The organism is Caballeronia sp. GAFFF2 (genome assembly GCF_023631485.1).
Lineage (GTDB): Bacteria > Pseudomonadota > Gammaproteobacteria > Burkholderiales > Burkholderiaceae > Caballeronia.
Genome location: NZ_JALQDA010000027.1, coordinates 386,844 through 409,114 on the forward strand (window position 1 = coordinate 386,844; position 22,271 = coordinate 409,114).

Annotated in this window: 22 protein-coding genes; 13 read left to right on the forward strand and 9 right to left on the reverse strand. The window is 61.5% G+C overall.

Going from position 1 to position 22,271, the window contains the following annotated elements; translation table 11 throughout:
• Nucleotides 1-10: 10 nt before the first annotated feature.
• The 7 genes from waaF to NCT04_RS18180 all read right to left on the reverse strand — a co-directional run bounded on the left by waaF (nucleotide 11) and on the right by NCT04_RS18180 (nucleotide 7,710).
• Nucleotides 11-1,195: a lipopolysaccharide heptosyltransferase II gene (waaF, locus tag NCT04_RS18150; RefSeq protein ID WP_404989430.1), complete on the reverse strand. Its 1,185-nt coding sequence runs from the start codon at nucleotides 1,193-1,195 to the stop codon at nucleotides 11-13.
• Entirely contained in the window at nucleotides 1,171-1,761 is a 591-nt protein-coding gene (locus tag NCT04_RS18155) for a D-glycero-alpha-D-manno-heptose-1,7-bisphosphate 7-phosphatase (RefSeq protein WP_250466952.1), read from the reverse strand. The genes waaF and NCT04_RS18155 overlap by 25 nt, the downstream gene beginning before the upstream one ends.
• Nucleotides 1,758-3,038 carry a glycosyltransferase family 4 protein gene (locus tag NCT04_RS18160; protein WP_250466953.1) on the reverse strand — a complete coding sequence of 427 codons (1,281 nt, stop codon included), beginning with the start codon at nucleotides 3,036-3,038 and terminating at the stop codon, nucleotides 1,758-1,760. The genes NCT04_RS18155 and NCT04_RS18160 overlap by 4 nt, the downstream gene beginning before the upstream one ends.
• 189 nt (nucleotides 3,039-3,227) lie before the next feature.
• Entirely contained in the window at nucleotides 3,228-4,136 is a 909-nt protein-coding gene (locus NCT04_RS18165) for a glycosyltransferase family 2 protein (protein WP_250466955.1), read from the reverse strand.
• The gene (locus NCT04_RS18170) at nucleotides 4,133-4,852 is read right to left on the reverse strand and encodes a PIG-L deacetylase family protein (protein ID WP_250466957.1); all 720 of its coding nucleotides are present in this window, start codon (nucleotides 4,850-4,852) and stop codon (nucleotides 4,133-4,135) included. The genes NCT04_RS18165 and NCT04_RS18170 overlap by 4 nt, the downstream gene beginning before the upstream one ends.
• 71 nt (nucleotides 4,853-4,923) lie before the next feature.
• Nucleotides 4,924-5,931, reverse strand: coding sequence for a hypothetical protein (locus NCT04_RS18175; RefSeq protein ID WP_250466959.1), 1,008 nt, complete (start codon nucleotides 5,929-5,931; stop codon nucleotides 4,924-4,926).
• A 162-nt stretch (nucleotides 5,932-6,093) separates the two neighbouring features.
• On the reverse strand, nucleotides 6,094-7,710 hold the full coding sequence (locus NCT04_RS18180) for an FAD-dependent monooxygenase (RefSeq protein WP_250466961.1): 1,617 nt from the start codon (nucleotides 7,708-7,710) through the stop codon (nucleotides 6,094-6,096).
• Nucleotides 7,711-7,929: 219 nt separating this feature from the next.
• On the opposite strand from NCT04_RS18180, the gene NCT04_RS18185 reads away from it, so the two are divergent.
• From NCT04_RS18185 to NCT04_RS18240, 12 genes are all read left to right on the forward strand, one after another.
• On the forward strand, nucleotides 7,930-9,258 hold the full coding sequence (locus NCT04_RS18185) for a glycosyltransferase family protein (RefSeq protein ID WP_250466963.1): 1,329 nt from the start codon (nucleotides 7,930-7,932) through the stop codon (nucleotides 9,256-9,258).
• Nucleotides 9,259-9,454: 196 nt separating this feature from the next.
• Entirely contained in the window at nucleotides 9,455-11,290 is a 1,836-nt protein-coding gene (gene atzF, locus NCT04_RS18190; protein WP_250466965.1) for an allophanate hydrolase, read from the forward strand.
• Nucleotides 11,287-12,384, forward strand: a complete 1,098-nt coding sequence (locus tag NCT04_RS18195; RefSeq protein ID WP_250466967.1) for a BMP family ABC transporter substrate-binding protein — start codon at nucleotides 11,287-11,289, stop codon at nucleotides 12,382-12,384. Before atzF ends, NCT04_RS18195 begins: the two co-directional genes overlap by 4 nt.
• A gap of 26 nt (nucleotides 12,385-12,410) precedes the next feature.
• A complete protein-coding gene (locus NCT04_RS18200; protein WP_244828204.1) occupies nucleotides 12,411-13,544 on the forward strand; it encodes an ABC transporter permease in 1,134 nt (377 codons plus the stop codon).
• Nucleotides 13,537-14,463 carry an ABC transporter permease gene (locus tag NCT04_RS18205; protein ID WP_250466969.1) on the forward strand — a complete coding sequence of 309 codons (927 nt, stop codon included), beginning with the start codon at nucleotides 13,537-13,539 and terminating at the stop codon, nucleotides 14,461-14,463. Before NCT04_RS18200 ends, NCT04_RS18205 begins: the two co-directional genes overlap by 8 nt.
• 23 nt (nucleotides 14,464-14,486) lie before the next feature.
• Complete coding sequence (gene biuH / locus NCT04_RS18210) at nucleotides 14,487-15,179, forward strand: biuret amidohydrolase (RefSeq protein ID WP_250466971.1); 693 nt, start codon at nucleotides 14,487-14,489, stop codon at nucleotides 15,177-15,179.
• A gap of 4 nt (nucleotides 15,180-15,183) precedes the next feature.
• Nucleotides 15,184-16,770: an ABC transporter ATP-binding protein gene (locus tag NCT04_RS18215; RefSeq protein WP_250466972.1), complete on the forward strand. Its 1,587-nt coding sequence runs from the start codon at nucleotides 15,184-15,186 to the stop codon at nucleotides 16,768-16,770.
• 19 nt (nucleotides 16,771-16,789) lie between these two features.
• Nucleotides 16,790-17,788 (forward strand): formamidase, encoded by a 999-nt coding sequence (locus NCT04_RS18220; RefSeq protein ID WP_250466974.1) that lies wholly within the window; start codon nucleotides 16,790-16,792, stop codon nucleotides 17,786-17,788.
• A gap of 4 nt (nucleotides 17,789-17,792) precedes the next feature.
• A complete protein-coding gene (locus NCT04_RS18225; protein ID WP_250466976.1) occupies nucleotides 17,793-18,458 on the forward strand; it encodes a cysteine hydrolase family protein in 666 nt (221 codons plus the stop codon).
• On the forward strand, nucleotides 18,455-18,859 hold the full coding sequence (hpxZ, locus tag NCT04_RS18230; protein ID WP_250466978.1) for an oxalurate catabolism protein HpxZ: 405 nt from the start codon (nucleotides 18,455-18,457) through the stop codon (nucleotides 18,857-18,859). Before NCT04_RS18225 ends, hpxZ begins: the two co-directional genes overlap by 4 nt.
• 139 nt (nucleotides 18,860-18,998) lie before the next feature.
• On the forward strand, nucleotides 18,999-19,655 hold the full coding sequence (locus NCT04_RS18235) for a GntR family transcriptional regulator (protein WP_244828193.1): 657 nt from the start codon (nucleotides 18,999-19,001) through the stop codon (nucleotides 19,653-19,655).
• Nucleotides 19,656-19,797: 142 nt separating this feature from the next.
• On the forward strand, nucleotides 19,798-19,977 hold the full coding sequence (locus tag NCT04_RS18240; protein WP_250466980.1) for a hypothetical protein: 180 nt from the start codon (nucleotides 19,798-19,800) through the stop codon (nucleotides 19,975-19,977).
• Here the strand turns inward: NCT04_RS18240 and NCT04_RS18245 are convergent, their stop codons facing one another.
• Together NCT04_RS18245 and NCT04_RS18250 are read right to left on the reverse strand one after the other, a co-directional pair.
• Nucleotides 19,978-20,364 (reverse strand): HPF/RaiA family ribosome-associated protein, encoded by a 387-nt coding sequence (locus NCT04_RS18245; RefSeq protein WP_244828189.1) that lies wholly within the window; start codon nucleotides 20,362-20,364, stop codon nucleotides 19,978-19,980. It abuts the gene before it with no gap.
• A gap of 103 nt (nucleotides 20,365-20,467) precedes the next feature.
• A complete protein-coding gene (locus NCT04_RS18250; protein ID WP_250466982.1) occupies nucleotides 20,468-21,349 on the reverse strand; it encodes a LysR family transcriptional regulator in 882 nt (293 codons plus the stop codon).
• A gap of 130 nt (nucleotides 21,350-21,479) precedes the next feature.
• Between NCT04_RS18250 and NCT04_RS18255 the strand changes: the two genes are divergently transcribed.
• A complete protein-coding gene (locus NCT04_RS18255; RefSeq protein WP_250466983.1) occupies nucleotides 21,480-22,250 on the forward strand; it encodes a TerC family protein in 771 nt (256 codons plus the stop codon).
• Nucleotides 22,251-22,271 lie beyond the last annotated feature (21 nt).

Genomic DNA, 22,271 nt, shown 5'->3' on the forward strand with positions numbered 1-22,271 from the left:
AAAGCGAACCTTATGGATGGATCGAGAGAGGGGCGGCAGCGTCTGCGCGGGCATCGCAAAGCAACATGACAGCGTCGATTACTTCATCTACGCTCACGCCGAGGAGGCACAAATGATGTCCTTCGGGACAGATGCTGCGATAGCACCACCGGCACGGCACATCGTGATTGAGCACGCTATGCGGCGTCTGCCATGGCGTATGTTGCGGATTGGTGAGTGCATAGAGATCGACTACAGGCGTGCCGAGCGCAGAGGCAATATGAACGGGACCGCTATTGTTTGAAACAAGGACGCGTGCGTGCTTCACGAGAGCGGCCAGTTCGCCGAGGTCGAGTGCGCCCGACAGGTCGCTGATGCCGCCGTGACCGCCGCTTACCTCGCGACACAATTCCGCTTCGCTTGCCGAGCCCGTGACGACGACTGGCCAGCCCGTGCGCGCGTTGAGCGCTTGCGCGACCTCCGCGAAGCGGTCCGGCGGATAACGACGCGATGCTGCCGTTGCACCTGGATGCATCATGAAAAAAGGCCCATGAAGATCGATACCGCGCGCATCGAGCTTCTGCGCAAGCGATGCCTCATCGCCGTCGCGAACCGTGAAGCGCATGCGTCTGTCATCGGCGCGTGCGCCTACCTGAGCGACCAACGCAAGCTGACGCTCGACCTCGTGACGTGTGCCGTTCTGCGGTTCAGTTTCGGCGACCCAGTCGGTGAGCAAACCGTAGGGATTCTCGCGGCAATGCGCCAACCTTCGAGGGATATCCGCAAGATGACAAAACATTGCGGCAGGCAAGGGATTCTGGCTATAGACCGTGAAGATCACGGCGGCATCGAAGCCGAGCGTTCGAATGCGTTCGAGCATTGCAAGATCGCGACTCGCGTCGATGGGCGTGTCATGCTTGACCCACGGCGCGTCATACTCGATTACGTCGTCGATATCTTCGACGAAGCGCGCGGCCATCGCACCCGAACGCGATGCAAGCAAGCTCAGATGCCGTCCGGGATACGCATGTTTGAGAGCGTGCAGAGCAGGCGTCGTCATCAGCACGTCGCCTAGATTGTCGGTACGTACGCAGAGGATGCGCTTGACGTTCTCGCCCCAGACGCCTTGCGGACGCGACTCCGGTGCGCGCGCGTGAGGCGCGATGGCGACGACAGGGATTCGCTCGCGCTTCACGCTGCAAGCTCCCCATGCCATGCCGCTTCAATCACGCGCGCTGCTTCGTGCATGTCTTTCGCAATGGCGTCGGGCTCGCGCAGTGGGCCACGCTGCCATAACGTCTCGTTGCCATTGTCTATAAGCACGGCGCGGCAACCTGCACGATGACCCGCTTCGACATCGTCGAGTATGTCTCCGACGAACCAGCTACGTGCAAGATCAAGACCGAGGTCACGCGCCGCGCGTTCGATCATGCCGGGCGCTGGCTTGCGGCATTCGCATATTTTCCGGTATTTCGCCACCGTTCCTCGTGGATGGTGCGGGCAGAAGTACACGCCAGCGAGTCGCGCGCCTGCGCGCGCCGCAAATTCATGCAGCGTGCGTTCGACATCGACGAGCGCCGCTTCATCGAACTTGCCAAGCGCCACGCCGCTTTGATTGCTGATGACGACGACCGGTACGTCCATGCGTGCGAAGAGCGCGAGTGCATTGATGGCGCCAGGTGCAAGACGCATCTTCAGCGGGTCGACGTTGTAAGGCACATCGTCGAGCAAGGTGCCGTCCTTATCCAGAAACACGGCAGGGCGAAGGAGTCTCGGCTTCATGCGGAAGCGCCACCGTAAGCACTGCGCTCATCGAGCACGGTGTTCGAAAATTCCACTTCCGCCACGCGCGCATAGACGCGTTCGAGCGCTTGCGCGACGCCGGTCCATGTGAACATCGAACGCGCACGTTCCAACCCCGCCGCGCCCATGCTTTCGGCGAGCGCGGGATCGCGCTTGAGCATGGCAAGCGCGACCGCCAGTGCATGCGGGTCTTTCGGCGGAACGAGCAGGCCAGTCTCTTGATGAGCGACCGAGTAGCGAATGCCGCCCACATCCGCGCCGATTACAGGCGTGCCACAGGCCATGGCCTCGAGCGGGGTAATGCCGAAGGGCTCGTACCAGGGCGTCGTGACGAAGACATCCGCCGCGTTATAAAACTCCTTCAAACGCTGGCGTCCATGACGTCCGAGAAAATTGACGCGGTCTTCCACGCCGCATTCGCGGGCTATTCCGCGCAGTCTGCCGATTTCCGGTGTCGCGATTTCGTTGGCCTCATCCGAGTTGCCGCCGATCACGTAAAGATGCGCGTCTTCGTTCAACTCGCGATTGCACACGGCAATCCCGCGCACGACATTATCGATCCCCTTGCGCGGCACCATGCGCCCGAGTTGCAATGCAATGAACTTGTCCTGCGGCCAGCCGAGCCGCTCGCGCGCTTCATGCTTGTTGATCGGATGAAACTCCGCGCTGTCGAAGCCGCATGGCACGAGGTCGATCCGCTGACGCTCCGCCTGATAGAGCGCGATGAGATCGGCAGCATCTTGCGGACATTCGGCGATAACGGAATCCGACTTGCGAACGAGCGCATCTTCTATGTCGAAGCGCTCGTCAGGAAAGCCATCGCCTGCGCCTTGATGAATGCGTCGCACGCGACCGAGCGCGTGGAACGTGGTGACGAGCGGCGTGCCGAGCGCAGCCTTGATCCGCATGCCGACGAGTCCCGACATGAAGAAGTTTGCATGGACCACGTGATAGGGCGTTTCCTCTTTCTCGAAGAACCCGATCATGAAGCGCGCGAATTCGTCCATGAACGGAAGTAATTGCTCCTTGGGCAATTGCACGGGCGGCCCTGCCGGAACATTGATTACGCGAATTCCTTCGAAGCGCGAGACAAGCGGAAGTAAAGAACGATCGCGACGCGTGAACACATCGACTTCATGACCGCTGCGTGCAAGTTGCCGCGCTACGTGCGCGACATAGATGTTTTGTCCGCCGCTATCGACGCCGCCCGCCACTGCGAGTGGAGAAGCGTGTTCACTGATTAGTGCGATCTTCACTGTGCCCGTCCCCATCACGAAGGTCCAAAGTAGGCTCGTCGCGCTTGATCGTGCGAGTCCTTCGGAGTCGTGGAGTTAGAGCATTCGTTGTGCCACTGAAATGGAAATACGCAGAATCGTTTGTTCGTTGTCGGACGAAAGCAATTTCGTTTTGGGTTCGCACACGGCCGAGTCCGTGCTGGTGCGCTTCTATATCGCGCTGGCAGTGGATGAGCGGCGCCGGTCGTCATCGCGGACGACGGCGCGCATCAGCAGGACGCTGCGTGCAACCACGCGCCGTTTCGACAACGCCCACGGCAAACCGCGCAACATTGCGAGCGAGTCGCGTAAGAGCGTGCGTTCACGCCGCATGATGAAGAAGGCATTCAGACTTGAACGCAGCGCTTCGGCAAGCGGCAGGCGCAACCATGCGACCCATGCCTCATTCCGCGCAAGGAGACGCCTACGCAGCGCACTGTCGCGTATTTCCGATGGATGGTGATGCAGCACGAGCTCATCGGCATAGACGAGCGCATGGCCGCTGCTCAGAATATCGAGTGCTAGAAGCGACTCTTCGCCGCCGATGAAAAGCTTCGGCTCATATCCGCCCATTTCGCGGTAGACGCTTGTGCGGAATACGCTAGCACCCGCCATGAAGCCGATCAGCGCAGGCCCCGGCAGCCCATGCGACCCGAGCGGACTCACGCGCATGCGCTCGCAGGTTTCGTCCGTCGATTCGGCATCCCCGACGACCACGCGAGCGCTTAAAACAGCCACGCGAGGCGACGCATCGAGCATCTGTACTGCGTGTGAGAGCGAGCCGGCTTGCCACCAGGTGTCGTCATCGCAGAAGGCAACGTATTCGGTCCGTACGCGAGCCACGCCGAGATTCCGTCCAGCCGCGCCCATGTTCTCGGGCGCAATCACGAGTTCGATCGAGGGAAATTTTTCTGCAATACGGCGGGCCGTATTATCGGCAGAGGCATTGTCGACCACCACGATACGAACGGGATCGGGCAGGGCGGCAAGTTTTGCGATCGTGCGCAGCACGACATCGGCACGATTATAGGTAAGGACGACAACGCTAAGGCGTACGGACGAGACGTCGTGCGCGCTCATCGGCCATCCTCGCAACGTTCGAGCGTCCAGTAGCGCTCAGGAAGAAAAACGTCGTCATATCCGCCGGGGCCGAACGCCTTCAGTTGGCTCGTATACGCCTGCACGGCGTTTCTCTTGGCTGCATGCGCGCGTTCGGTATCCGCGGGATTCGTCGTCGCGGCTTCATAAGGCGTTGCATCGATGCCGATGCCGTGCAGGTCGACGAGACGCCGCTGCACCAGACCGCGCATTCGCCGATATAACCCTTCCTCATAGCCGATGCAGGCGAGCGCGGGATGTTCGAGCCATGCATCGCAAGCGGCGAAGTGCGTGAGCGCATGGTCCGAATGGAACAGGCCGAGTGGAATCAGCAGAAGATCAGGGCGATATTCGCGCACCACATGCAGCAGTGCATCGCGAATCGCCGCGCGCGTCGGTTTTGCCGACTCCGGCGCATGCGGCACATATTGCGAATCGAGAAAGCCGAGATTGACTGAACGCGCGCTTAGCAATCCGAGCGCCCGCTCGTCCTCGTCGATGCGTGTGCGCATCGCATCGTGAGCGTTACTAAAACCGCAATGCTGGTCCCAGTCCGTCGTCAAATCTTCTTCGGGGCTGCCGGTGAAGACATTGCAGACGATAGTCTCGTTGGATGCAGCGAGCAGGGCGCCGCAACCGAAGACGGCGTCGTCGAGATGTGGCGAGACCAGGAGAACACGGGAGCGCATTTTAGGCATGGGGCAGGTCCACTTGCGAATGACGGCAGCACCGCAATCGCCGGACCCGCCCGCCTTGCGTTTGCGCCATGTCAGAAGCGCATGCCGATACCCGCTTCGATGATGTCCGAATCGCGGTCATAACGCGTGACCATGCGATTCCATGTCAGCCGCGCGAGCCATCGGTCGGTAAAGCGATAACTCGCCGATGCCGACACCACTCCCGCGAAACGACCGTCGCCCGTGCGGTTTTGCGGCAAATCGTCGTTCTGCGTGATCGACAAATAAGGACCCGCGCCCACGCCGAGCGTGAGTCTGTCGTTGAAGAATGCGCGCGTGGCCCAAAGCTGTGCCGCAATGCCATCGCGACGCGACTGCACGTGACCGCCTTCGTGCAGATACGACGCGGTGAAGTCGACGTAATGCCACAGTCCGCGCCTGTACTCGACGCTCTCCGAGAGATTCGATTCCGAGTCTAGACTGTTGAGGATCGTGCGCCCGAGCATGACCGTAACTTCGTTGCTGGTGACGTTCGTGCTGCGCGACGGCGCGTAGGCGCGCGGACCGCGACCATCTGGTGCGTCGAGCTGGTAGCCGATACCGAACAGAAGCGCGGTCGTGTCCGGACCGCCGAACGCCTGCACGCGGTTGAGCTTCATCTCCGCGATCCACCGGTTATCGAAGTAGTACGCGGCGCGCAGCGCGAACATGCCGCCCCAACCGTGCGAATTCGAATAGCCGCTGCCGGCTTCCGCTTGGCTCGTATCGAAGTAACGGTAGGGACCGGCGCCCGCGGAAAGTTCGAGCCGGTTGTTCCAGAGCGGCAAACGGCCCCACAACTGCACGGCCTGACCATCGCGATGATGATCGGGAATGTGGCCTTCGTTGAGCCACGAAAAACTCCAGGCCGCATAGCGTCCAAGGCCTTCCCGATAGTTCGCTTCCCATGAATAGCTGTTCTGGCTGCTGCTCTTGAGCGGCCCGGCGAGCACCGAAAATTCCTGAGCTTGTGCGCTTGTGACCGTGCCCGCAAGGGCAGCGCCAGCAATCGTCCAGGCAGCTAACTTGCGAGATCGTCTTTTGATCGAAGTAGTAGTCATCAGGTGGAGTTAAATGCGCATTGTTTGCATTGGCAGCATAGCGGCTATAAGCGGCTTTTGCCCAGATGACGCTTTACCGAATGTTCTTGCATTGAGTCGATGGCTCGACGCGGTGCCTTTGGAAGCTGTCCTCGGCACTGTAAAACGTTTGCGGCGGCGAATTCACGCGCGCTGCGGGCTTCCGAGCATTGTGGTGAGCCATGATTCAAGCGTCGTCGCGCTAGCGCCTCTGAAGCCGATATGACCATCCGGACGCAGGGCCCAGATCATGCCGCTGCGCGCGCCGAAAAAAGCCGCGAATTCACCCGCCGCATCTGCGAGAACGGCGTACGTCTCGCTGCATTCAGGCGATTTTCCCGCCGTAATCAGCACCGCATTGCCTGCGTCACCCAGCATATTGCGCCACGCTTGAAACGCTGCGTCGAACGGTTCGCGTGAGTCGCCGTTCATGTCGTGATCCAGATACCCGATGAGCGTATGCCGCCCGCGACCGATATGGTCGCGCAGGCGCACGGCATGCCCGACGAACGCTTCAGCGAGCCTGCCGCATTCCGGTACGCGATCCCCAGGCGCGGGTAGGCCGGGCGCAATCTGCGCGTTGATCTCGTCGTTTGCATCCGCCACGATTGCACTGCCACGATATCCGACGAGCAACTGTGTTTCGCGCATCGCCGGCCGCACTTCGCCATGCACGAGCACGGTGTTCAAAGCGCGGCTCGTTGCTTCGACCACATCCAGTCCGACCGGCCGACGTTCGGCTTCGTAGCTCGACAACAGTGTTTCGTTCGCGATACCGCGCGCCACGAGCGCGAGTTTCCACGCGAGATTGTGCGCATCCTGCAAGCCTGTATTCATGCCCTGGCCACCGACAGGCGGATGAATGTGCGCGGCATCGCCCGCAAGGAACACGCGTCCGCTCGTGTACTTTTGCGCAATGCGATGACTCACGCGGTACACGGACGACCACCGCATCGACGAAAGCCTCGTTCCCGGCGGAAGTAACGGCAGCATGATGCGTTCTACGTCGGCAAACGCGGGCGCGGTTTCATTGACGAGGCGCGCGGCATCGTCGTCGCCGAGGATCATGGAGAGGCGATAACGGCGGGCCGAACCGCGCACCGGCAGCGCGGCAATCGTCGTCGCACCACGAACGCCTTCCACTGCGGACAGGTTGAAACGCAGCATCGGTCCGCGCTGAACGTGCCAGTCGACATCGAGATCGGCGAGCATGAACGTCTGCGGATACTGCCCGCCTTCGAACGGTACGTTCAGATGATGCCGCACGGTGCTCCGTGCGCCGTCGCAACCGACCAGCCACCGGCAGCGGATTTCACGCATGGTGCCGTCGGCGTCTTGCATGCGAGCGAGGACGCTGTCGCCGGTATCATCGAAATCGATGAGGGTTGTCCCGTAGTGCACGTGCCCGCCCATACGCGCGAATGCCGCTTCCAGAATGCGCTCGGTTTCATATTGCGCGAGTGAGAGTGCGCCATAAGGCAGGCCCTCGCGCGGCACTTCGACGCTGAAAGCTAGCGTGCCGTCTTTATAAGTATCGGCGCCAGTGAGCCAGACACCCGCATCGATGGCTTCACGCGCGATGCCCAGATCGTCGAAGACTTCGAGCGTGCGCGCGGTCACGCCCAGCGCCTTTACGAAGAACGCGCGGTTGGCGCGCGCGTCGATCACTCGTGCGTCGATGCCGTCGCGGCGCAGTTCGGTTGCAAGGAGGAGACCGACAGGTCCCGCGCCGGCGATAAGAACGTCGATGGTATCGGGCATGGCGAGCGTTCTCCTGAGCGTTCAGCCGAGGTCGTTTTGCGAGGATAACCGTGCATGCGTCGCCGCGGCTAGTGATTTATGGCGCATGAAAGGAGGGCATGTATTCGCACGCGTCCTACACTTTATTTGAAGCACGCGGCTCGCTCAATAATTTGCAATTTCGACCCGACGGTTGGCTATGCTCACGCCTTCATTTTCATTTACGCTGGTTTAGCAATCATGGTCACGCTGGTCAGTTGTTTCTTCGATCGAAACGCTCACGAATCGCTTGTCAATCACGCGGAATATTGCCGTCGCGCGGGTGCTCGTCACCGCTTCGAGCCGGTCGCGGCGGGAGCTGCATCGCTTGAACTGAGGATCGTTTATAAATATCAGTTGCTGTGCGATCTCATGGTCCGTGCAGCCGATAACGAGCTCTTGATCTTCGCTACCGAGAACGCGCTCTTCCTGCGCTTCGACGATTTCGAATCGATGATGGCCGGACGCGATGCCCTCGTGACGACAGGCCATTTCGGCATCAACAGCGAGATAGTGGTGCTGAGAAATACCGAAGGCAATCGCGTCATTGCAAGGAGCATGGCCGCGAAGGCTCGGGCGTATTACGACTATGGCCAGTTCGTCACGGAAGATCAATTGCTCGAAGCGCTGCCCGTGCAGAGCGAAGCCGATAGCGTCAACGAAAGATTCCCGATCGTCTCGGCGTGTTCGACTCAGTTTCCCGAGTTGAACGCTTCCCCGATCGTGGCGTTGTCGCTTGTCTTCACCCCGCGCCTTTATAGCAAGTACGGGCCGCGCTGGGGAACGACGCTCGCTCGGCATGTGAACGCGTGTCACGCTAGCGCACAGCGGTTCTTCGAAATAGCGCCGCCCGAAGGCGTGTCGGCTGAAGCGCTATCGATCTATCAGCCAGGCCAGCGTATCGCCGTGGTCATGCTGTACACACCGAACATAGCGAATTACGCATGTTTTGGCGAAGCGAGCCTGCGTGATTACTGCGAACAGCACGGCTACACCTTGTACATGCATCGCGAGGTGCCGGCCGACTTTGCTCGCGAAGCGTGTGGCAACTGGGCCAAGCCATTTCTGCTCAGCAAGTACTTGCCGCATCACGACTGGGTCTTCTGGATCGATGCCGATATTCTCGCGACCAATCGCACCGTCAAGCTCGAAGACTTCATGGAGGGACGCGAGCGCGTGCTGAGCGCGGATATCGCCGGCTGGCCTTTCAACTCCGGCGTCATGGGCTTTCGCAATACCGACGTCAACGCGCGCGTGCTGCAGGGCACGCTCGACCGTATTCGCGGACTGGACGATCTAAGCTGGACCTTTTCCAATCATGGCGATCAGGCGCACTTCATGTTCGAACTGGAAGCGAACGGCGTCTTGCCAGCGCGGGAATCGACCGAATTGGTCAGTTTCCGTGAACTGAATACGCCTTGGTATTACGCAGACCAGAACACGTTCCTCTGCCATTTTCATGGCATCGGCAGCGAGTTGCGGATGCTGTTCATGTCCATGAAGGGCGTGCCCGAAGGCGGGTTCGACTGAAGTCTTTCGCGCACTTCAAGCGGGAGCCGCGCACCAACTTGAACGCTGCGCGAACCATGTTGGGACGTGATCAGTCCTCTTGCATGAGACACCACACCACGCACGAAGCCTCATGGATAAAGGCTTTTGAGCGTCATGGCGTTGACTGGCACAGATGCTGCACAGTGACGTTCAACTTGTATTCAAGATTGAACTCATGTCCTACGACCTGCTTTCAGGCGTGTACGCGCTTATCGAATCGTATAGGCAAGGCAGCACTGATCCGATCGCCATGATCGAAGAAGTGCTGCGCAGGCTCGATGCAAGCAATCGGCCCGAAGCCTGGCTGCTGCGCGTGCCTCATGCCGACCTTCGTGCGCGTGCCGCGAGCCTTGCGCATGAACTCGCCGAAGAGGGCGGCGCGATCTTCGCGCGCAAGCCGCTTCTCGGCGTGCCCTTCGCGGTGAAGGACAACATCGACGTGGCAGGCTTGACCACCACCGCCGCGTGCCCCGCATTTGCCTATACGCCGCAAGAGACGGCGTTCGCCGTGCAGCGTTTGCTCGATGCGGGCGCGGTGCTTATCGGCAAGACCAATCTCGATCAGTTTGCAACGGGCCTCGTCGGTACGCGCTCGCCTTTCGGCGCGGTACGTCAGGTCGATCACGACGCATACATCTCGGGCGGATCGAGCTCGGGTTCGGCGGTAGCGGTCGCGGCGGGCATCGTCGCGTTCTCGCTTGGAACCGATACAGCGGGCTCCGGCCGTGTGCCAGCAGGCTTTAACGGTCTCGTCGGTCTCAAGCCGACGCTGGGTCTCGTCAGCAAGCGCGGCGTGGTGCCCGCGTGCAAGAGCCTCGATACGATCTCGATCTTCGCGCATGACGTAGCCGACGCCTGGCACGTCCTCTCGACGATGGCCGCGTTCGACGCAGCCGATGGCTATTCGCGCCGCATTCCTTCCTTGCCGGTTTTGCCGCTTGCGCCGCAAGCCTTGCGCGTCGCCATTCCCGACACCCTGGAATTCTTCGGCGATACCGCCGCCGCCGATGCCTTCGCCGCGACACTCGAAAAGCTCGCGCTCAAGCCGTCGACGTTCGCCTTTGCGCCAATGCAGCAAGTCGCTGCGCTGCTTTACGACGGTCCGTGGGTCGCCGAACGGCGCGCCGCGTTAGGCGACTTCTTCGAGACGAATCACGACGATATCGACCCGGTGGTCGCAAAGGTGATCGGCAAGGCCAGCAACTTCAGCGCCGCCGATGCCTTCGACGGCCAGTATGAACTCGCACGCTTGAAGCGCCACGCCGAAGCGCTCTTCGAAAGCGTGGACGTGTTGATCGTGCCGACCACGCCGACGCATCCGACCATCGATGAAGTGCGCGCGAACCCTATCGAAGTGAATAGCCGTCTCGGGCTCTACACGAACTTCGTCAACCTGCTCGATCTGTGCGCGCTCGCGGTGCCGGGCGTCTCGCGCGCCGATGGCTTGCCCGCCGGCATCACGCTGATCGCGCCCGCTGGCGCAGATCAGCGGCTCGCCATGCTCGGTGCGCAGTTCGAAGGCATGCAGAAGCAAGATGCCATTGCAGCCAAGCCATTGCCGTTCAACGAGCCGACCGTGCAGCTTGCGGTGGTTGGCGCGCATCTACGCGGCATGCCGCTCGAATGGCAGATGCGCAAGGCCGGCGCGCGCTTCGTCGAAGCGACGACGACCTCGGCTAACTATCAGCTATTCGCGCTTGCGAACACGCAGCCGCCGAAGCCGGGCCTCGTGCGCGCGAATTCTGCGGGGCAAGCCGGGCAAGCCATTGCCATCGAAATATGGGACATGCCCGTGCGCACCTTCGGCGCGTTCGTCGAAGCGATTCCGGCGCCGCTTGGCATTGGCAGCATCGAGACGGCGGATGGCCGCATCGTCAAAGGCTTCATCTGCGAGCCACTGGCCGTCACTCCCGAAAGCGGCGCGCGCGACATCACGCGTTTTTGCGGCTGGCGCGCCTGGCTCGACAGTCATACCTCCAACGACCCAACCACACAGGAATTGAGACCATGACCAACCGCCGTGAGTTCATCAAGGGTGCGGGCGCGCTCGCGCTCGGCAGTGCATTGCCGTTCGATCTGGCGTTTGGCGCGAGCAATCTCACAGTCGGCGTGATCTACGTCGGCGCGCGCGGCGACTATGGCTACAACCAGGCGCAGGCGCAAGCCGCCGCAGTCATCAAGAAGCTACCCAACGTGAAAGTGGTCGAGGAAGAGAACGTGCCCGAAACCGTGGCCGTGCAAAAGACCATGGAAGCGATGATCGAGCAGGACGGCGCCACGCTCATCTTCGCGACCTCGTTCGGTTATTTCGATCCGCACGTCCTGAAGATGGCCGCGAAGTATCCGAAGGTGCGCTTCGCGCATTGCGGCGGATTGTGGAAGCAAGGCAACCCTTCGAATATCGCGAGCTACTTCGGTTATATCGACGAATGTCAGTATCTGAACGGCGTCGTCGCGGGTCATATGAGCAAGAGCAAGAAGCTTGGCTTCGTCGCGGCCAAGCCCATTCCGCAGGTGCTGCGCAACATCAACGCGTTCACGCTGGGCGCGCAATCGGTCGATCCGGCCATCACGACGAACGTGATCTTCACCGGCGACTGGTCGATGCCCGTCAAGGAAGCCGAAGCGACCAACAGTCTCATCGATCAAGGCTGCGATGTGCTTACGTGTCACGTCGATGGTCCCAAGGTCGTCATTGAAACAGCGGAGAAGCGCGGTGCGATGAGTTGCGGCTATCACGCGAGCCAGGCCGCGCTCGCGCCGAAGGGTTATCTCACGGGCGCGGAGTGGGACTGGGCGACGCCCTACAAGGAACTCGTCACGGATGCGCAAAGCGGCAAGCCGCAGCCCAACATTCTGCGCGGCGGCCTCAAGGAAGGCTTCGTGAAGATGTCGCCATACGGCGCGAAGGTCACGGCCGATGCGAAGACCAATGCAGACGCCATCAAGACGAAGATGGTCGCGGGCGACTACGCCATCTTCAAGGGGCCGATGAAGGACAACAAGGGCGGCACGGCAATCGCGGCGGGCACGAGTCATCCGCAGACGGACATCGCGCTCGAGAGCATGAACTATCTCGTGGCGGGTGTGGTGGGGCAAATCTAATTATCTGCAATCGATAGGAGCCGCGGATGTCCACTGTGATCGGTTCGAATTCAGGCGCGCTCGGTCCACGGCTCCTGCTCGGCGTCTTGCCCGCGCTGCCCACGTTGTGCGCGCTCGTCGGCACGCTGGTGCTGTTCTCGCTCTTTCTGCTGGTGCAGGGACAGCCTGCGCTGGATGCGCTCGGGCTCATCGTGCAAGGCGCATTCGGTTCGTCGTTTGCATGGCAGAGCACGTTGCTGCGCGCGGCGCCGCTCATGCTGACCGCGTTGTGTGTCGCGTTGCCGGCTCAAGTCGGTTTGATCGTGATTGGTGGCGAAGGCGCGCTGGCGCTCGGCGGTCTCGGCGCGGCCATCGTGCCGTCCATCGTTCCTGCATCGTTGCCGTGGTTCGTCGCCACGCCGCTGATGGCGGTCGCCGGAATGCTCGCGGGCGCGCTTTGGATCGGTGCCATCGGCGCGATGCGGCAATGGCGCGGCGTCAACGAGACCATCAGCAGCCTTTTGATGTCGTATATCGCCATCGCGCTCTTCAAGCATCTCGTCGAAGGCCCGTTGCGCGATCCGGCAAGCCTCAACAAGCCCTCCACGCCTCCCGTTCCCGATGCCTTGATGATCGGCTCGCTGCCCGGCCTCGACGTCCACTGGGGCCTGCTATGGGGCGCGCTGGCATGTGTGGCCGCGTGGGTCTTCGTGCGCCAGAGCACCAAGGGCTTCGCGATGCGCGTTGCCGGCGGCAATCATCACGCGGCGCGTCTGGTCGGCTTGCCGGTGACGAGGCTCGCGCTCACCGCTTGCATGCTCGGCGGCGCGGCGGCGGGACTCGCGGGCATGTTCGAAGTCGCAGCCGTGCAGGGCAGCGCGAATGCGTCGCTGCTCGCGGGTTATGGCTATGCGGGCATTCTCGTGGCCTTCGCCGCGCGTCAGAATCCGCTCGCGATCATCCTGTGCGCGGTGCTCGTCGGCGGGATTGAAGCAAGCGGCAGTTTGCTGCAACGGCGCCTCGGCCTGCCCGATGCCACCACGCTCGTTCTACAAGGTCTGTTGTTCGCCAACCTGCTCGCGTGGGAAGCGCTCGGCGGCAGGATTACCGCGTGGCGCGTGAAGTTGCAGGCAGCGGCGCTCGCGCGTTCCACGGTTCGACTGGAGGGGACTCATGCCTGATGCTCAATCGCCCGCTGTCGTGCTGTTGCTCTCGCTGTTCGCGGGCGCCATTCGCGTGAGCACGCCTTATCTTTTCGTGAGTATCGGCGAATGCCTGACCGAGAAGGGCGGGCGCGTCAATCTCGGGCTCGAAGGCATTCTCGTCTCCGGCGCGATGACGGGCTACGCGGCGGCTTATCTGTCGGGCTCACCGTGGATCGGCGTGCTTGCGGCAGCGGCCACGGGCTTCGTGCTCGGTTGCCTGCATGGTCTCGTCTGCTCGTTGCCGCGCGTGTCGGACATCGCGTTCGGCATTGCGTTGATGCTTGCGGGCACCGGCCTCGCGTTCTATCTCGGCAAGCCCTTCATCGAACCGCAAGCGCCGATGCTGCCTTCCATCGATCTCGGCGGCTGGAGCGCATCCGCGCAATTGCATAACGCGTTGCATATCAATCCGCTCTTCGTGATCGGTGTGTTGCTCGCGTTCGCGTTGCAATGGGGCTTGCGTCATACGCGCTGGGGCATGGCCCTGCGGCTCGTCGGCGAGAACGCGGAAAGTGCGCGCGCCATGGGCTATCCGATCACGCGTGTGCGTATCGTTGCCACGGCCGTGGGCGGCTTGCTGGCGGGCGTGGGCGGCGCGTATCTGTCGCTCGTCTATCCCGGCAGCTGGAACGAAGGCCTGTCGAGCGGCCAGGGTCTCATGGCCGTCGCGCTCGTGATCTTCGCGCGCTGGCAGCCGCTGCGCTGCCTGTGGGCCGCGCTCATCTTCGGCGCGGCAGGCGCGCTCGGTCCCGCGTTGCAGGCCATAGGCGTGACGAGCGGCTATTACCTCTACAACGCAGCGCCCTATGTCCTCACGCTCGCGATCATGGTCATCAACTGCCGTCCCGACCGTACCCTTGCCGGCGCGCCCGGCGAACTGAGCCTCACACGCTGATGTCATCTTCCGGAGAAACGCTCATGACCCGCTTCATCGAGGCTCGTCCCTATCCGTGGCCCTACGACGGCAACCTGCGCGCCGATAACACCGCGCTCATCATCATCGACATGCAGACGGACTTCTGCGGCATCGGCGGCTATGTCGACAAGATGGGCTACGACCTGTCGCTCACGCGCGCGCCTATCGAGCCGATTAGGAACGTGCTCAAGCTCATGCGCGAACAGGGCTTCACGATCATTCATACGCGAGAGGGGCATCGGCCGGATTTGTCGGATCTGCCTGCCAACAAGCGCTGGCGCAGCCGGCAAGTAGGCACGGGTGGCGTGGGTATCGGCGACGACGGTCCTTGCGGCAAGATCCTCGTGCGCGGCGAACCGGGCTGGGAAATCATCGAAGAACTCGCGCCAGTGGCGGGCGAAATCGTCATCGACAAGCCGGGCAAGGGCTCGTTCTGCGCCACCGATCTCGAACTCATCCTGCGCACGCGCGGCATCGTGAATCTCGTGCTCACGGGCATCACCACCGACGTGTGCGTGCATACGACGATGCGCGAGGCCAACGACCGCGGCTTCGAATGCACGCTGCTCGCCGATTGCTGCGGCGCCACCGACAAGAGCAATCACGACGCCGCGCTCAACATGGTGCTCATGCAGGGCGGCGTGTTCGGCACGGTATCGGACTCGGCGTCGATGCTCGCCACGCTCGGACGCTAACGCCATGACGCCCGCTCGCCAAGCTCTGGGAGTCGAAGTGGTCGGTGCGACCAAGCGTTTTGGCGCGTTTACCGCGCTCGACGATGTCACGCTAAAAGTGCGCCCCGGCACCGTACATGCGCTGCTCGGCGAGAACGGCGCGGGCAAGAGCACGCTCGTGAAGGGACTCGTGGGATACGGCGTGCTCGATCGAGGCGAGATCGTCGCGGATAGCCGTCAAGTGAAGATCGCTTCGCCCCGCGACGCGCAGGCGCTTGGCATCGGCATGGTGTATCAGCATTTCACGCTGGCAGCGGGGCTTTCCGTTGAAGAGAATCTACTGCTCGCGCGGGGCCGGTTGTCGTGGAAGATCGACTGGCCGAAGGAACGCGCCGCGCTCGATGCCTTCATGCGCGGCATGCCGTTTCGTCTTGCGCTCGATACGCCCGTCGCGAGTCTTGCCGCTGGTGAAAAGCAGAAGCTGGAGATACTCAAGCAACTCTATTTGCAGCAACGCTTCTTGATTCTCGACGAACCCACTTCGGTGCTCACGCCGCAAGAAGCCGACGAAGTGCTGGGGTTGATGCGCGATCTTGCTTCGAGCGGCGCGTTGACGGTCCTCATGATCACGCACAAGTTCCGTGAGGTGATGTCTTATGCCGATGACGTCACCGTGCTGCGCAAAGGCAAACTCGTCGGAACGAGCCGAGTGGCGGACACGAATCGCGACAGCCTTGCCGCGATGATGATGGGCGGCGACGCGCCTCATGCCGCAACGGATGTCGAGCGTCCACCGCGCAAGCCGCTCGCTGTCGATGCACCCGTGCGTCTCGCGTTGTCCGGCCTATGCGTCGTGGATGATCGCGGACATATGGCCGTGCGTGAAGTGTCGCTTGCGGTGAAGTCGGGCGAGATACTCGGCATTGCAGGCGTGTCGGGCAATGGACAGAAGGAACTGATCGAAGCGCTCGTCGGCCAGCGGCGTGTGCATGCAGGCGAGATGCGCATGCATGGCGAACCCTACACGGCGACACGCGACGAGATGACCCGTCTGCGGGTTTTTGCGTTACCCGAAGAGCCGCTGCGCAATGCATGCGTGGCGGGCATGAGTATCGCGGAGAATCTTGCGCTGCGCGATTTCGATCGCGCGCCGATGAAGCAAGGCGGCTGGCGTCTGGACCGCCGTGCTATGCGTGAACGCGCGGAACGCTTGATTGCCGACTTCAACGTGCGCCCGCCCGTGCCTGCGCGCGCCATCGGCACGTTGTCGGGCGGCAATGTGCAACGCGCGGTGCTGGCGCGTGAACTGGGGCAAGCGGTGGATGTGCTGATCGTCGCGAATCCTGTGTTCGGGCTGGACTTCGCATCGGTCGCGGATATCCATGCGCGCATTCTCGCCGCACGCGACACGGGCGCCGCCGTGCTGCTCGTGAGCGAAGACCTCGATGAACTGCTGGAACTCGCGGATCGCATCGCGGTGATCGCCGAAGGGCGGCTCGTGCATGAAAGCGCCGCGAGCACCGCGGATCGCGTCACGCTGGGGCGGCACATGGCCGGTCACCGTGACAGCACGGATAGCGGTGCGGCCGAACCCGTCACCGCGCATGCGTGAACAACAAGGAGCGTAACGAATGAGTTCGAGCGGACTGGGCGGTCTCAACAAATCGCCGCAAGGAATGGTGATAGGTCTCGTGCAATTGCAGAATCCCGACGTTGCCACGCCCGCGGATCTTGCGGCGCAGACGCGGCGTATCGTCGAGATGGTTGGCAAGGCGCGGCGCAACAATCCGGCGATGGACCTCGTCGTGTTCCCCGAATACGCGCTGCACGGCCTCTCGATGCGTATCGACGACGACATCATGTGCGATCTCGATGGTCCAGAAGTGCGGGCGTTCAAGGACGCGTGCATCGAACATCGCATATGGGGCTGCTTTTCGATCATGGAGCGCAATCGCGGAGGCAATCCTTATAACAGCGGTATCGTTATCGACGAACAAGGCGAGATCAAGCTCTATTACCGCAAGCTGCATCCGTGGGTTCCGGTTGAACCGTGGGAACCGGGCAATGTAGGCGTGCCGGTTTGCATCGGACCGAAGGGCGCGAAGCTTTCCCTGATCATCTGCCATGACGGCATGTTTCCAGAGATGGCGCGCGAGGCCGCGTATAAAGGCGCTGAAATCATTCTGCGCACGGCGGGCTACACCGCGCCCATTCGCCACGCATGGCGCATCACGAATCAATCGAACGCATTTCAGAACCTCGCGCAAACGGCAAGCGTTTGCCTCTGCGGTACGGATGGTTCGTTCGATTCCATGGGCGAAGGCATGTTCTGCGACTTCGACGGCACCATCATGGTCGAGGGCAGTCATCGGCCGGATGAGATCATCACTTGCGAAATGCGCCCGGACCTCGTTCGCGAAGCGCGCGTGCATTGGGGCGTGGAAAACAACATCTACCAGTTCGGGCATCGCGGTTATGTCGCCGTGAAAGGCGGTGCGCGCGATTGTCCCTACACGTTCATGCAGGACATGGTGCGCGGCGAATATCATCTGCCGTGGGAAGACGAAGTGAAGATAACGGACGGTCAATCGTGCGGTTTTCCCGCACCCGCACGCCATTACAAGGGCTGACCACATGCCGACCTTGAACGGCGCAAAGCCGTCCCCTTACACGTTCGATGCGAACACGACCGCGCTCGTCGTCATCGACATGCAACGCGATTTCATCGAGCCGGGCGGCTTCGGGGAAGCGTTGGGCAACGACGTGTCGCTGCTGTCGTCCATCGTGCCGACGGTGCAGCGTCTTCTCGAACATGCGCGCGAACAAGGCTGGTCTGTGGTGCATACGCGCGAATCGCATGCCGCCGATCTGTCGGATTGCCCGCCCGCGAAGCGCTTGCGCGGAGCGCCGCAGGCACGTATCGGCGATGAAGGACCGATGGGACGCATCCTCGTGCGCGGCGAGCCGGGCAACGCGATCATCGATGCACTCGCGCCCGTCGAAGGCGAACTCGTCATCGACAAGCCGGGCAAGGGCGCCTTCTACGCGACGCGCCTCGCCGAAGAACTCGCAGAGCGTTCGGTCACGCATCTCGTGTTCGCGGGCGTGACGACCGAAGTCTGCGTACAGACCAGCATGCGCGAGGCCAATGACCGCGGCTATGAATGTCTTCTTATCGAAGACGCGACCGCGAGCTACATTCCCGCGTTCAAGGACGCGACCATCGACATGATTCGTTCGCAAGGCGGCATCGTGGGCTGGACCGCGACGCTCGCCGACTTAACGGAGAACCGAGCATGACGCTTGCGGTGAATCGCGCCGAGGTGGTTGCGGAAGTAAGCGGCGCGTTCGTCGCATACGAACGTGCGCTCGTCGATAACGATGTCGAGACCATGAACATGCTCTTCTGGAATGCGCCCGAGACGGTGCGTTACGGTGTAGCCGAAGTTCAGCACGGCGGCGAAGCGATTCGCGCGTGGCGTGAAGCGGCCGCGCCGGTGCCGCCATCGCGACGGCTGCATGGCACGGTGGTGACGGCTTTCGGCGACGATCTCGCGACCGTGAGCACCGAGTTCACGAGCGACGTCACGCCCTTGCTCGGTCGCCAGATGCAAACGTGGGCGCGGCTGGGCGACGCATCGTCCGCGTTCAACGGATGGATCATCGTGGCGGCGCATGTCAGCCTCATCGACGCGCCGTAAAAGGGCGATAATCGTTGCATCATGATGGAGACACGGCATCGGCTCGCTTAAAACTCGCGGAACCGCAGCGCTCGCATTCGAGGCACCGGACGCGACGCTCACGCGGACTGTCCAGAGCGCCAACCCGCTAGCGGAACAGGTGTATCAGCTTCTCAAGCAGGACATCTTCAATTTCCGGCTATTCCCGGGCGATCGCTTTTCGGAGACCGACATCGCGCAACATTACGGCGTGTCGCGCACACCCATGCGCGACGCGCTGTTCCGCCTGCTGCGCGAAGGTTATCTCGAAGTTGGTTTCCGGCGTGGCTGGAAAGTGTCGGACATCAACTTCGACCAGCTCGACCAGTTGTATGACTTGCGTATCGTTCTCGAAGTCGCCTCGCTCGACAAGCTCGGTAATACGCCGCCGCCTTATCCTCATATCGATGCACTGAAGGAAGTGTGGTGCGTCTCGCCCGAAGCGCGCGAAAGCGATCCCGTCGCCATGTTCAACATGGACGAGAATTTTCATCGCGGCATTGTAAGCGCGACGGGCAACGCGGAAATCCTGCGCGTGCACGACGAAGTGACGGAGCGGATCAGGATCGTGCGGCGGCTGGACTTTCTGAAGGCACACCGCACCAGCGCGACTTACGAAGAACACTCGACCATGCTGAATTACATCGATCGCGGCAGACATGGCGAAGCCGCTATGCTGCTGCGCGCGCACATCACGCAGAGCAAGCTCGAAGTGCGCAAGATCACTGTGTCTATGCTGTCCGAGGCGCGTGACCGTAAGCTGCCCTTCGTGAACTGAACTAACCTCAAGAAGCCATTCGATCTCACGGAAACGGCCAATGACGAAGGTGGTGCTGAAGACGGCCGCCCAAGCGCCTACTGGTATCGCGGGCCTGACGTTTGCTGTATTTTCATGCCGACGTTTTTGAAAGGAGCTCGACATGACATCCGTTCCCCGCGCAACTGCCGACGACATGGACGAACCGCAAGGTAAGTCCGCGACCCCCGACACCACACAGACGGACGTCGACACAGCAGAGAAGCAAAAGCACGAGGACAGCGAGAACGCACTGCCCTCGTCACAGGACAAAAATCCTGTGCCGCCCGACTCGACGCGCTGATCATGCGCCAGCAGGCGTGAGTGCTTGATCCGCTGTTTCGTCCGGCGCAAGCTTGTAGGCAACACTTCGCGCACGCACTCGCCGCGCGAGTTTCGCACTCTGGCGCTTACGCACCAGCGTGCGCGCTGCGCGTGCCAAGGCAAGATCGATTGCGCCTCGCCAGTCACGCGCTATCGATGTTGCCACCACGGTATTGCTCCGGTCTATCTGCACTTCCACCTGACAGCGCTTGTCGACGCCGCCACGCGGGCCGTTGATATCGGAGAGACTGACGGTGGCCTTCGAAATCAGCCATGCAAGCCGGCGAAACACGAACTCACTGCGCGTCTTGGCGAGCTCGTGCATGGCGATAGCTTCAGGTTCACGCGATTTGAAAAGGACCTTCATGTATGCCTCCTCGTTGGATGTGAACCAGCGTAAGGTTCGGCAAGCGAATGAAAAAGCAGGGTGAGCAGAACTCAAACTTCGGAAAAACCGAAGTTGCATTAGTCTAGGAAGCTGCCCGAGCCAGCACTTCCTGAGTCAAAGGATGATGCCTTCCACGTCGCGACACGATCGCGTAAATCTCTTCTTTTACTTCCTCGGAACGGCCTAGCCAGCGAAGACCGCGTAACAACGGCGTCTCGCCCGCACCGAATTCGGCCAGCGGAAACACGCCGAGTCCACGCGCACCGAACACGGCCATCAAGGCGCTATCCTCGAATTCGCCGACAATGCGCGGCACGATACGCTCCGTCTCCAGCCATCTGTCCAGACGCGCGCGCAACGACGAGTGTCCGGTTGGCAAAAGCATGGGCAATGCGGCGAGGCTGCCGGGAAATTGATCGACCGCGCTCTTGCGCACGACAGACGCCGGCCCATACCAGTCAACGGGCGAGGCGATCAACCGCTCGCTCGTCAAACGCAGATTGTGATTGTGCGGTGCAGGCTGGCTTGCAAGCACGAGATCCAGCCGATGCAGCGCAAGCTCGCCGAGCAGTTCGTCGGTCTCGCCTTCGTGACACAAGAGACGCAGCGCCGGATTGCCGAGTACGGGTTCGAGCAGCGCATGCGCCGCCAGCTTGGATATGCCATCCGACAAACCCACGGCAAGCCGTGCAAGCTTTCCGCTTGCGGCCTCGCGCACTTCGTCCGCAATATGCTGGCCAATCTGAAAAATTTCCTCGGCGCGAGCATAGGCCGCGTGGCCGGCTTCGGTCATCGTCACGCCGCGTCCCGATGGCTTCAGTAACTGATGACCGAGCGATTTCTCGAGTTCGCGCACTTGTGCGCTGATGGTCTGCACGGCCATGTCGAGCCGTTCCGCCGCGCGTGCAAAACCGCCTTCCTTGACCACGACCCAGAAGTAATGCAAATGTCGATAGTTGAGCATGCGAGTAATGCCTCCATCCATGTGTTCGAGAAAACCGAAGTATGGATTCGATTATCACTGATTTTTCCGATCACGTATTTTCGCCATCATCGGGGCTCGGTCACCTATCGACAACAATATCCCACTGCTCATGGAATACCTTCTCGCGCTCGCTTACGACCCCGCCGTCTGGGCCGCACTCGTCACGCTCATCGTGATGGAAGTGGTGCTCGGCATCGACAATCTGGTCTTCATTTCGATACTCAGCAACAAGCTGCCCGAAGCGCAACGCGCACGCACGCAGCGTCTCGGCATCATGCTTGCGCTCGTCATGCGGCTCGTCTTGCTCGGCACGGTGGCGTGGATTGCGCAACTGACTCAACCGGTGTTCACCGTGTTCGAGCACGCGTTTTCATGGCGCGATCTGATCTTGCTCGCGGGCGGTCTGTTCCTGGTATGGAAGGCCACCACCGAGATGCGTCATCACGTGAACAAGGACGCGCATGCGCCGGGCGCGGTATCGGGCGTAGCCAGTCTGACGGCATGGGCGGCCATCGGTCAGATTCTGTTGCTCGATCTCGTGTTCTCCGTCGACAGCATCATCACGGCGGTCGGCATGACGGAGCATCTGCCGATCATGTTTATCGCAGTGATTTTCGCGGTCGCCACCATGCTGTTTGCCGCACAACCGCTGTCACGCTTCATCGAGCGCAATCCGACCGTGGTCACGCTGGCCTTGAGCTTCCTGCTCGTGATTGCGATGACGTTGATCGCCGAAGGCTTCGGCACGCACGTACCGAAGGGTTATATCTATGCGGCGATGGGTTTTGCGGGCTTCGTCGAAGGCTTGAATCTGCTGTCGAGGCGCGGCAAGAAGAAGCCGCGCGAAGACCCGGCGCGGCTCGATGGCGTGTCGGGCTAAGCGACACGATACGAGGCTTCG

What these genes read in the sequence shown, in the direction of transcription:
- NCT04_RS18155 (WP_250466952.1), bottom strand. Translation starts at nt 1,761, where the DNA reads ATGAAGCCGAGACTCCTTCGCCCTGCCGTGTTTCTGGATAAGGACGGC.
- waaF (WP_404989430.1), bottom strand. Translation starts at nt 1,195, where the DNA reads ATGGCATGGGGAGCTTGCAGCGTGAAGCGCGAGCGAATCCCTGTCGTC.
- NCT04_RS18255 (WP_250466983.1), top strand. Translation starts at nt 21,480, where the DNA reads ATGGAATACCTTCTCGCGCTCGCTTACGACCCCGCCGTCTGGGCCGCA.
- NCT04_RS18195 (WP_250466967.1), top strand. Translation starts at nt 11,287, where the DNA reads ATGACCAACCGCCGTGAGTTCATCAAGGGTGCGGGCGCGCTCGCGCTC.
- NCT04_RS18240 (WP_250466980.1), top strand. Translation starts at nt 19,798, where the DNA reads ATGACATCCGTTCCCCGCGCAACTGCCGACGACATGGACGAACCGCAA.
- NCT04_RS18220 (WP_250466974.1), top strand. Translation starts at nt 16,790, where the DNA reads ATGAGTTCGAGCGGACTGGGCGGTCTCAACAAATCGCCGCAAGGAATG.
- NCT04_RS18225 (WP_250466976.1), top strand. Translation starts at nt 17,793, where the DNA reads ATGCCGACCTTGAACGGCGCAAAGCCGTCCCCTTACACGTTCGATGCG.
- NCT04_RS18250 (WP_250466982.1), bottom strand. Translation starts at nt 21,349, where the DNA reads ATGCTCAACTATCGACATTTGCATTACTTCTGGGTCGTGGTCAAGGAA.
- NCT04_RS18165 (WP_250466955.1), bottom strand. Translation starts at nt 4,136, where the DNA reads ATGAGCGCGCACGACGTCTCGTCCGTACGCCTTAGCGTTGTCGTCCTT.
- NCT04_RS18215 (WP_250466972.1), top strand. Translation starts at nt 15,184, where the DNA reads ATGACGCCCGCTCGCCAAGCTCTGGGAGTCGAAGTGGTCGGTGCGACC.
- NCT04_RS18170 (WP_250466957.1), bottom strand. Translation starts at nt 4,852, where the DNA reads ATGCCTAAAATGCGCTCCCGTGTTCTCCTGGTCTCGCCACATCTCGAC.
- NCT04_RS18200 (WP_244828204.1), top strand. Translation starts at nt 12,411, where the DNA reads ATGTCCACTGTGATCGGTTCGAATTCAGGCGCGCTCGGTCCACGGCTC.
- atzF (WP_250466965.1), top strand. Translation starts at nt 9,455, where the DNA reads ATGTCCTACGACCTGCTTTCAGGCGTGTACGCGCTTATCGAATCGTAT.
- hpxZ (WP_250466978.1), top strand. Translation starts at nt 18,455, where the DNA reads ATGACGCTTGCGGTGAATCGCGCCGAGGTGGTTGCGGAAGTAAGCGGC.
- NCT04_RS18185 (WP_250466963.1), top strand. Translation starts at nt 7,930, where the DNA reads ATGGTCACGCTGGTCAGTTGTTTCTTCGATCGAAACGCTCACGAATCG.
- biuH (WP_250466971.1), top strand. Translation starts at nt 14,487, where the DNA reads ATGACCCGCTTCATCGAGGCTCGTCCCTATCCGTGGCCCTACGACGGC.
- NCT04_RS18175 (WP_250466959.1), bottom strand. Translation starts at nt 5,931, where the DNA reads ATGACTACTACTTCGATCAAAAGACGATCTCGCAAGTTAGCTGCCTGG.
- NCT04_RS18245 (WP_244828189.1), bottom strand. Translation starts at nt 20,364, where the DNA reads ATGAAGGTCCTTTTCAAATCGCGTGAACCTGAAGCTATCGCCATGCAC.
- NCT04_RS18180 (WP_250466961.1), bottom strand. Translation starts at nt 7,710, where the DNA reads ATGCCCGATACCATCGACGTTCTTATCGCCGGCGCGGGACCTGTCGGT.
- NCT04_RS18205 (WP_250466969.1), top strand. Translation starts at nt 13,537, where the DNA reads ATGCCTGATGCTCAATCGCCCGCTGTCGTGCTGTTGCTCTCGCTGTTC.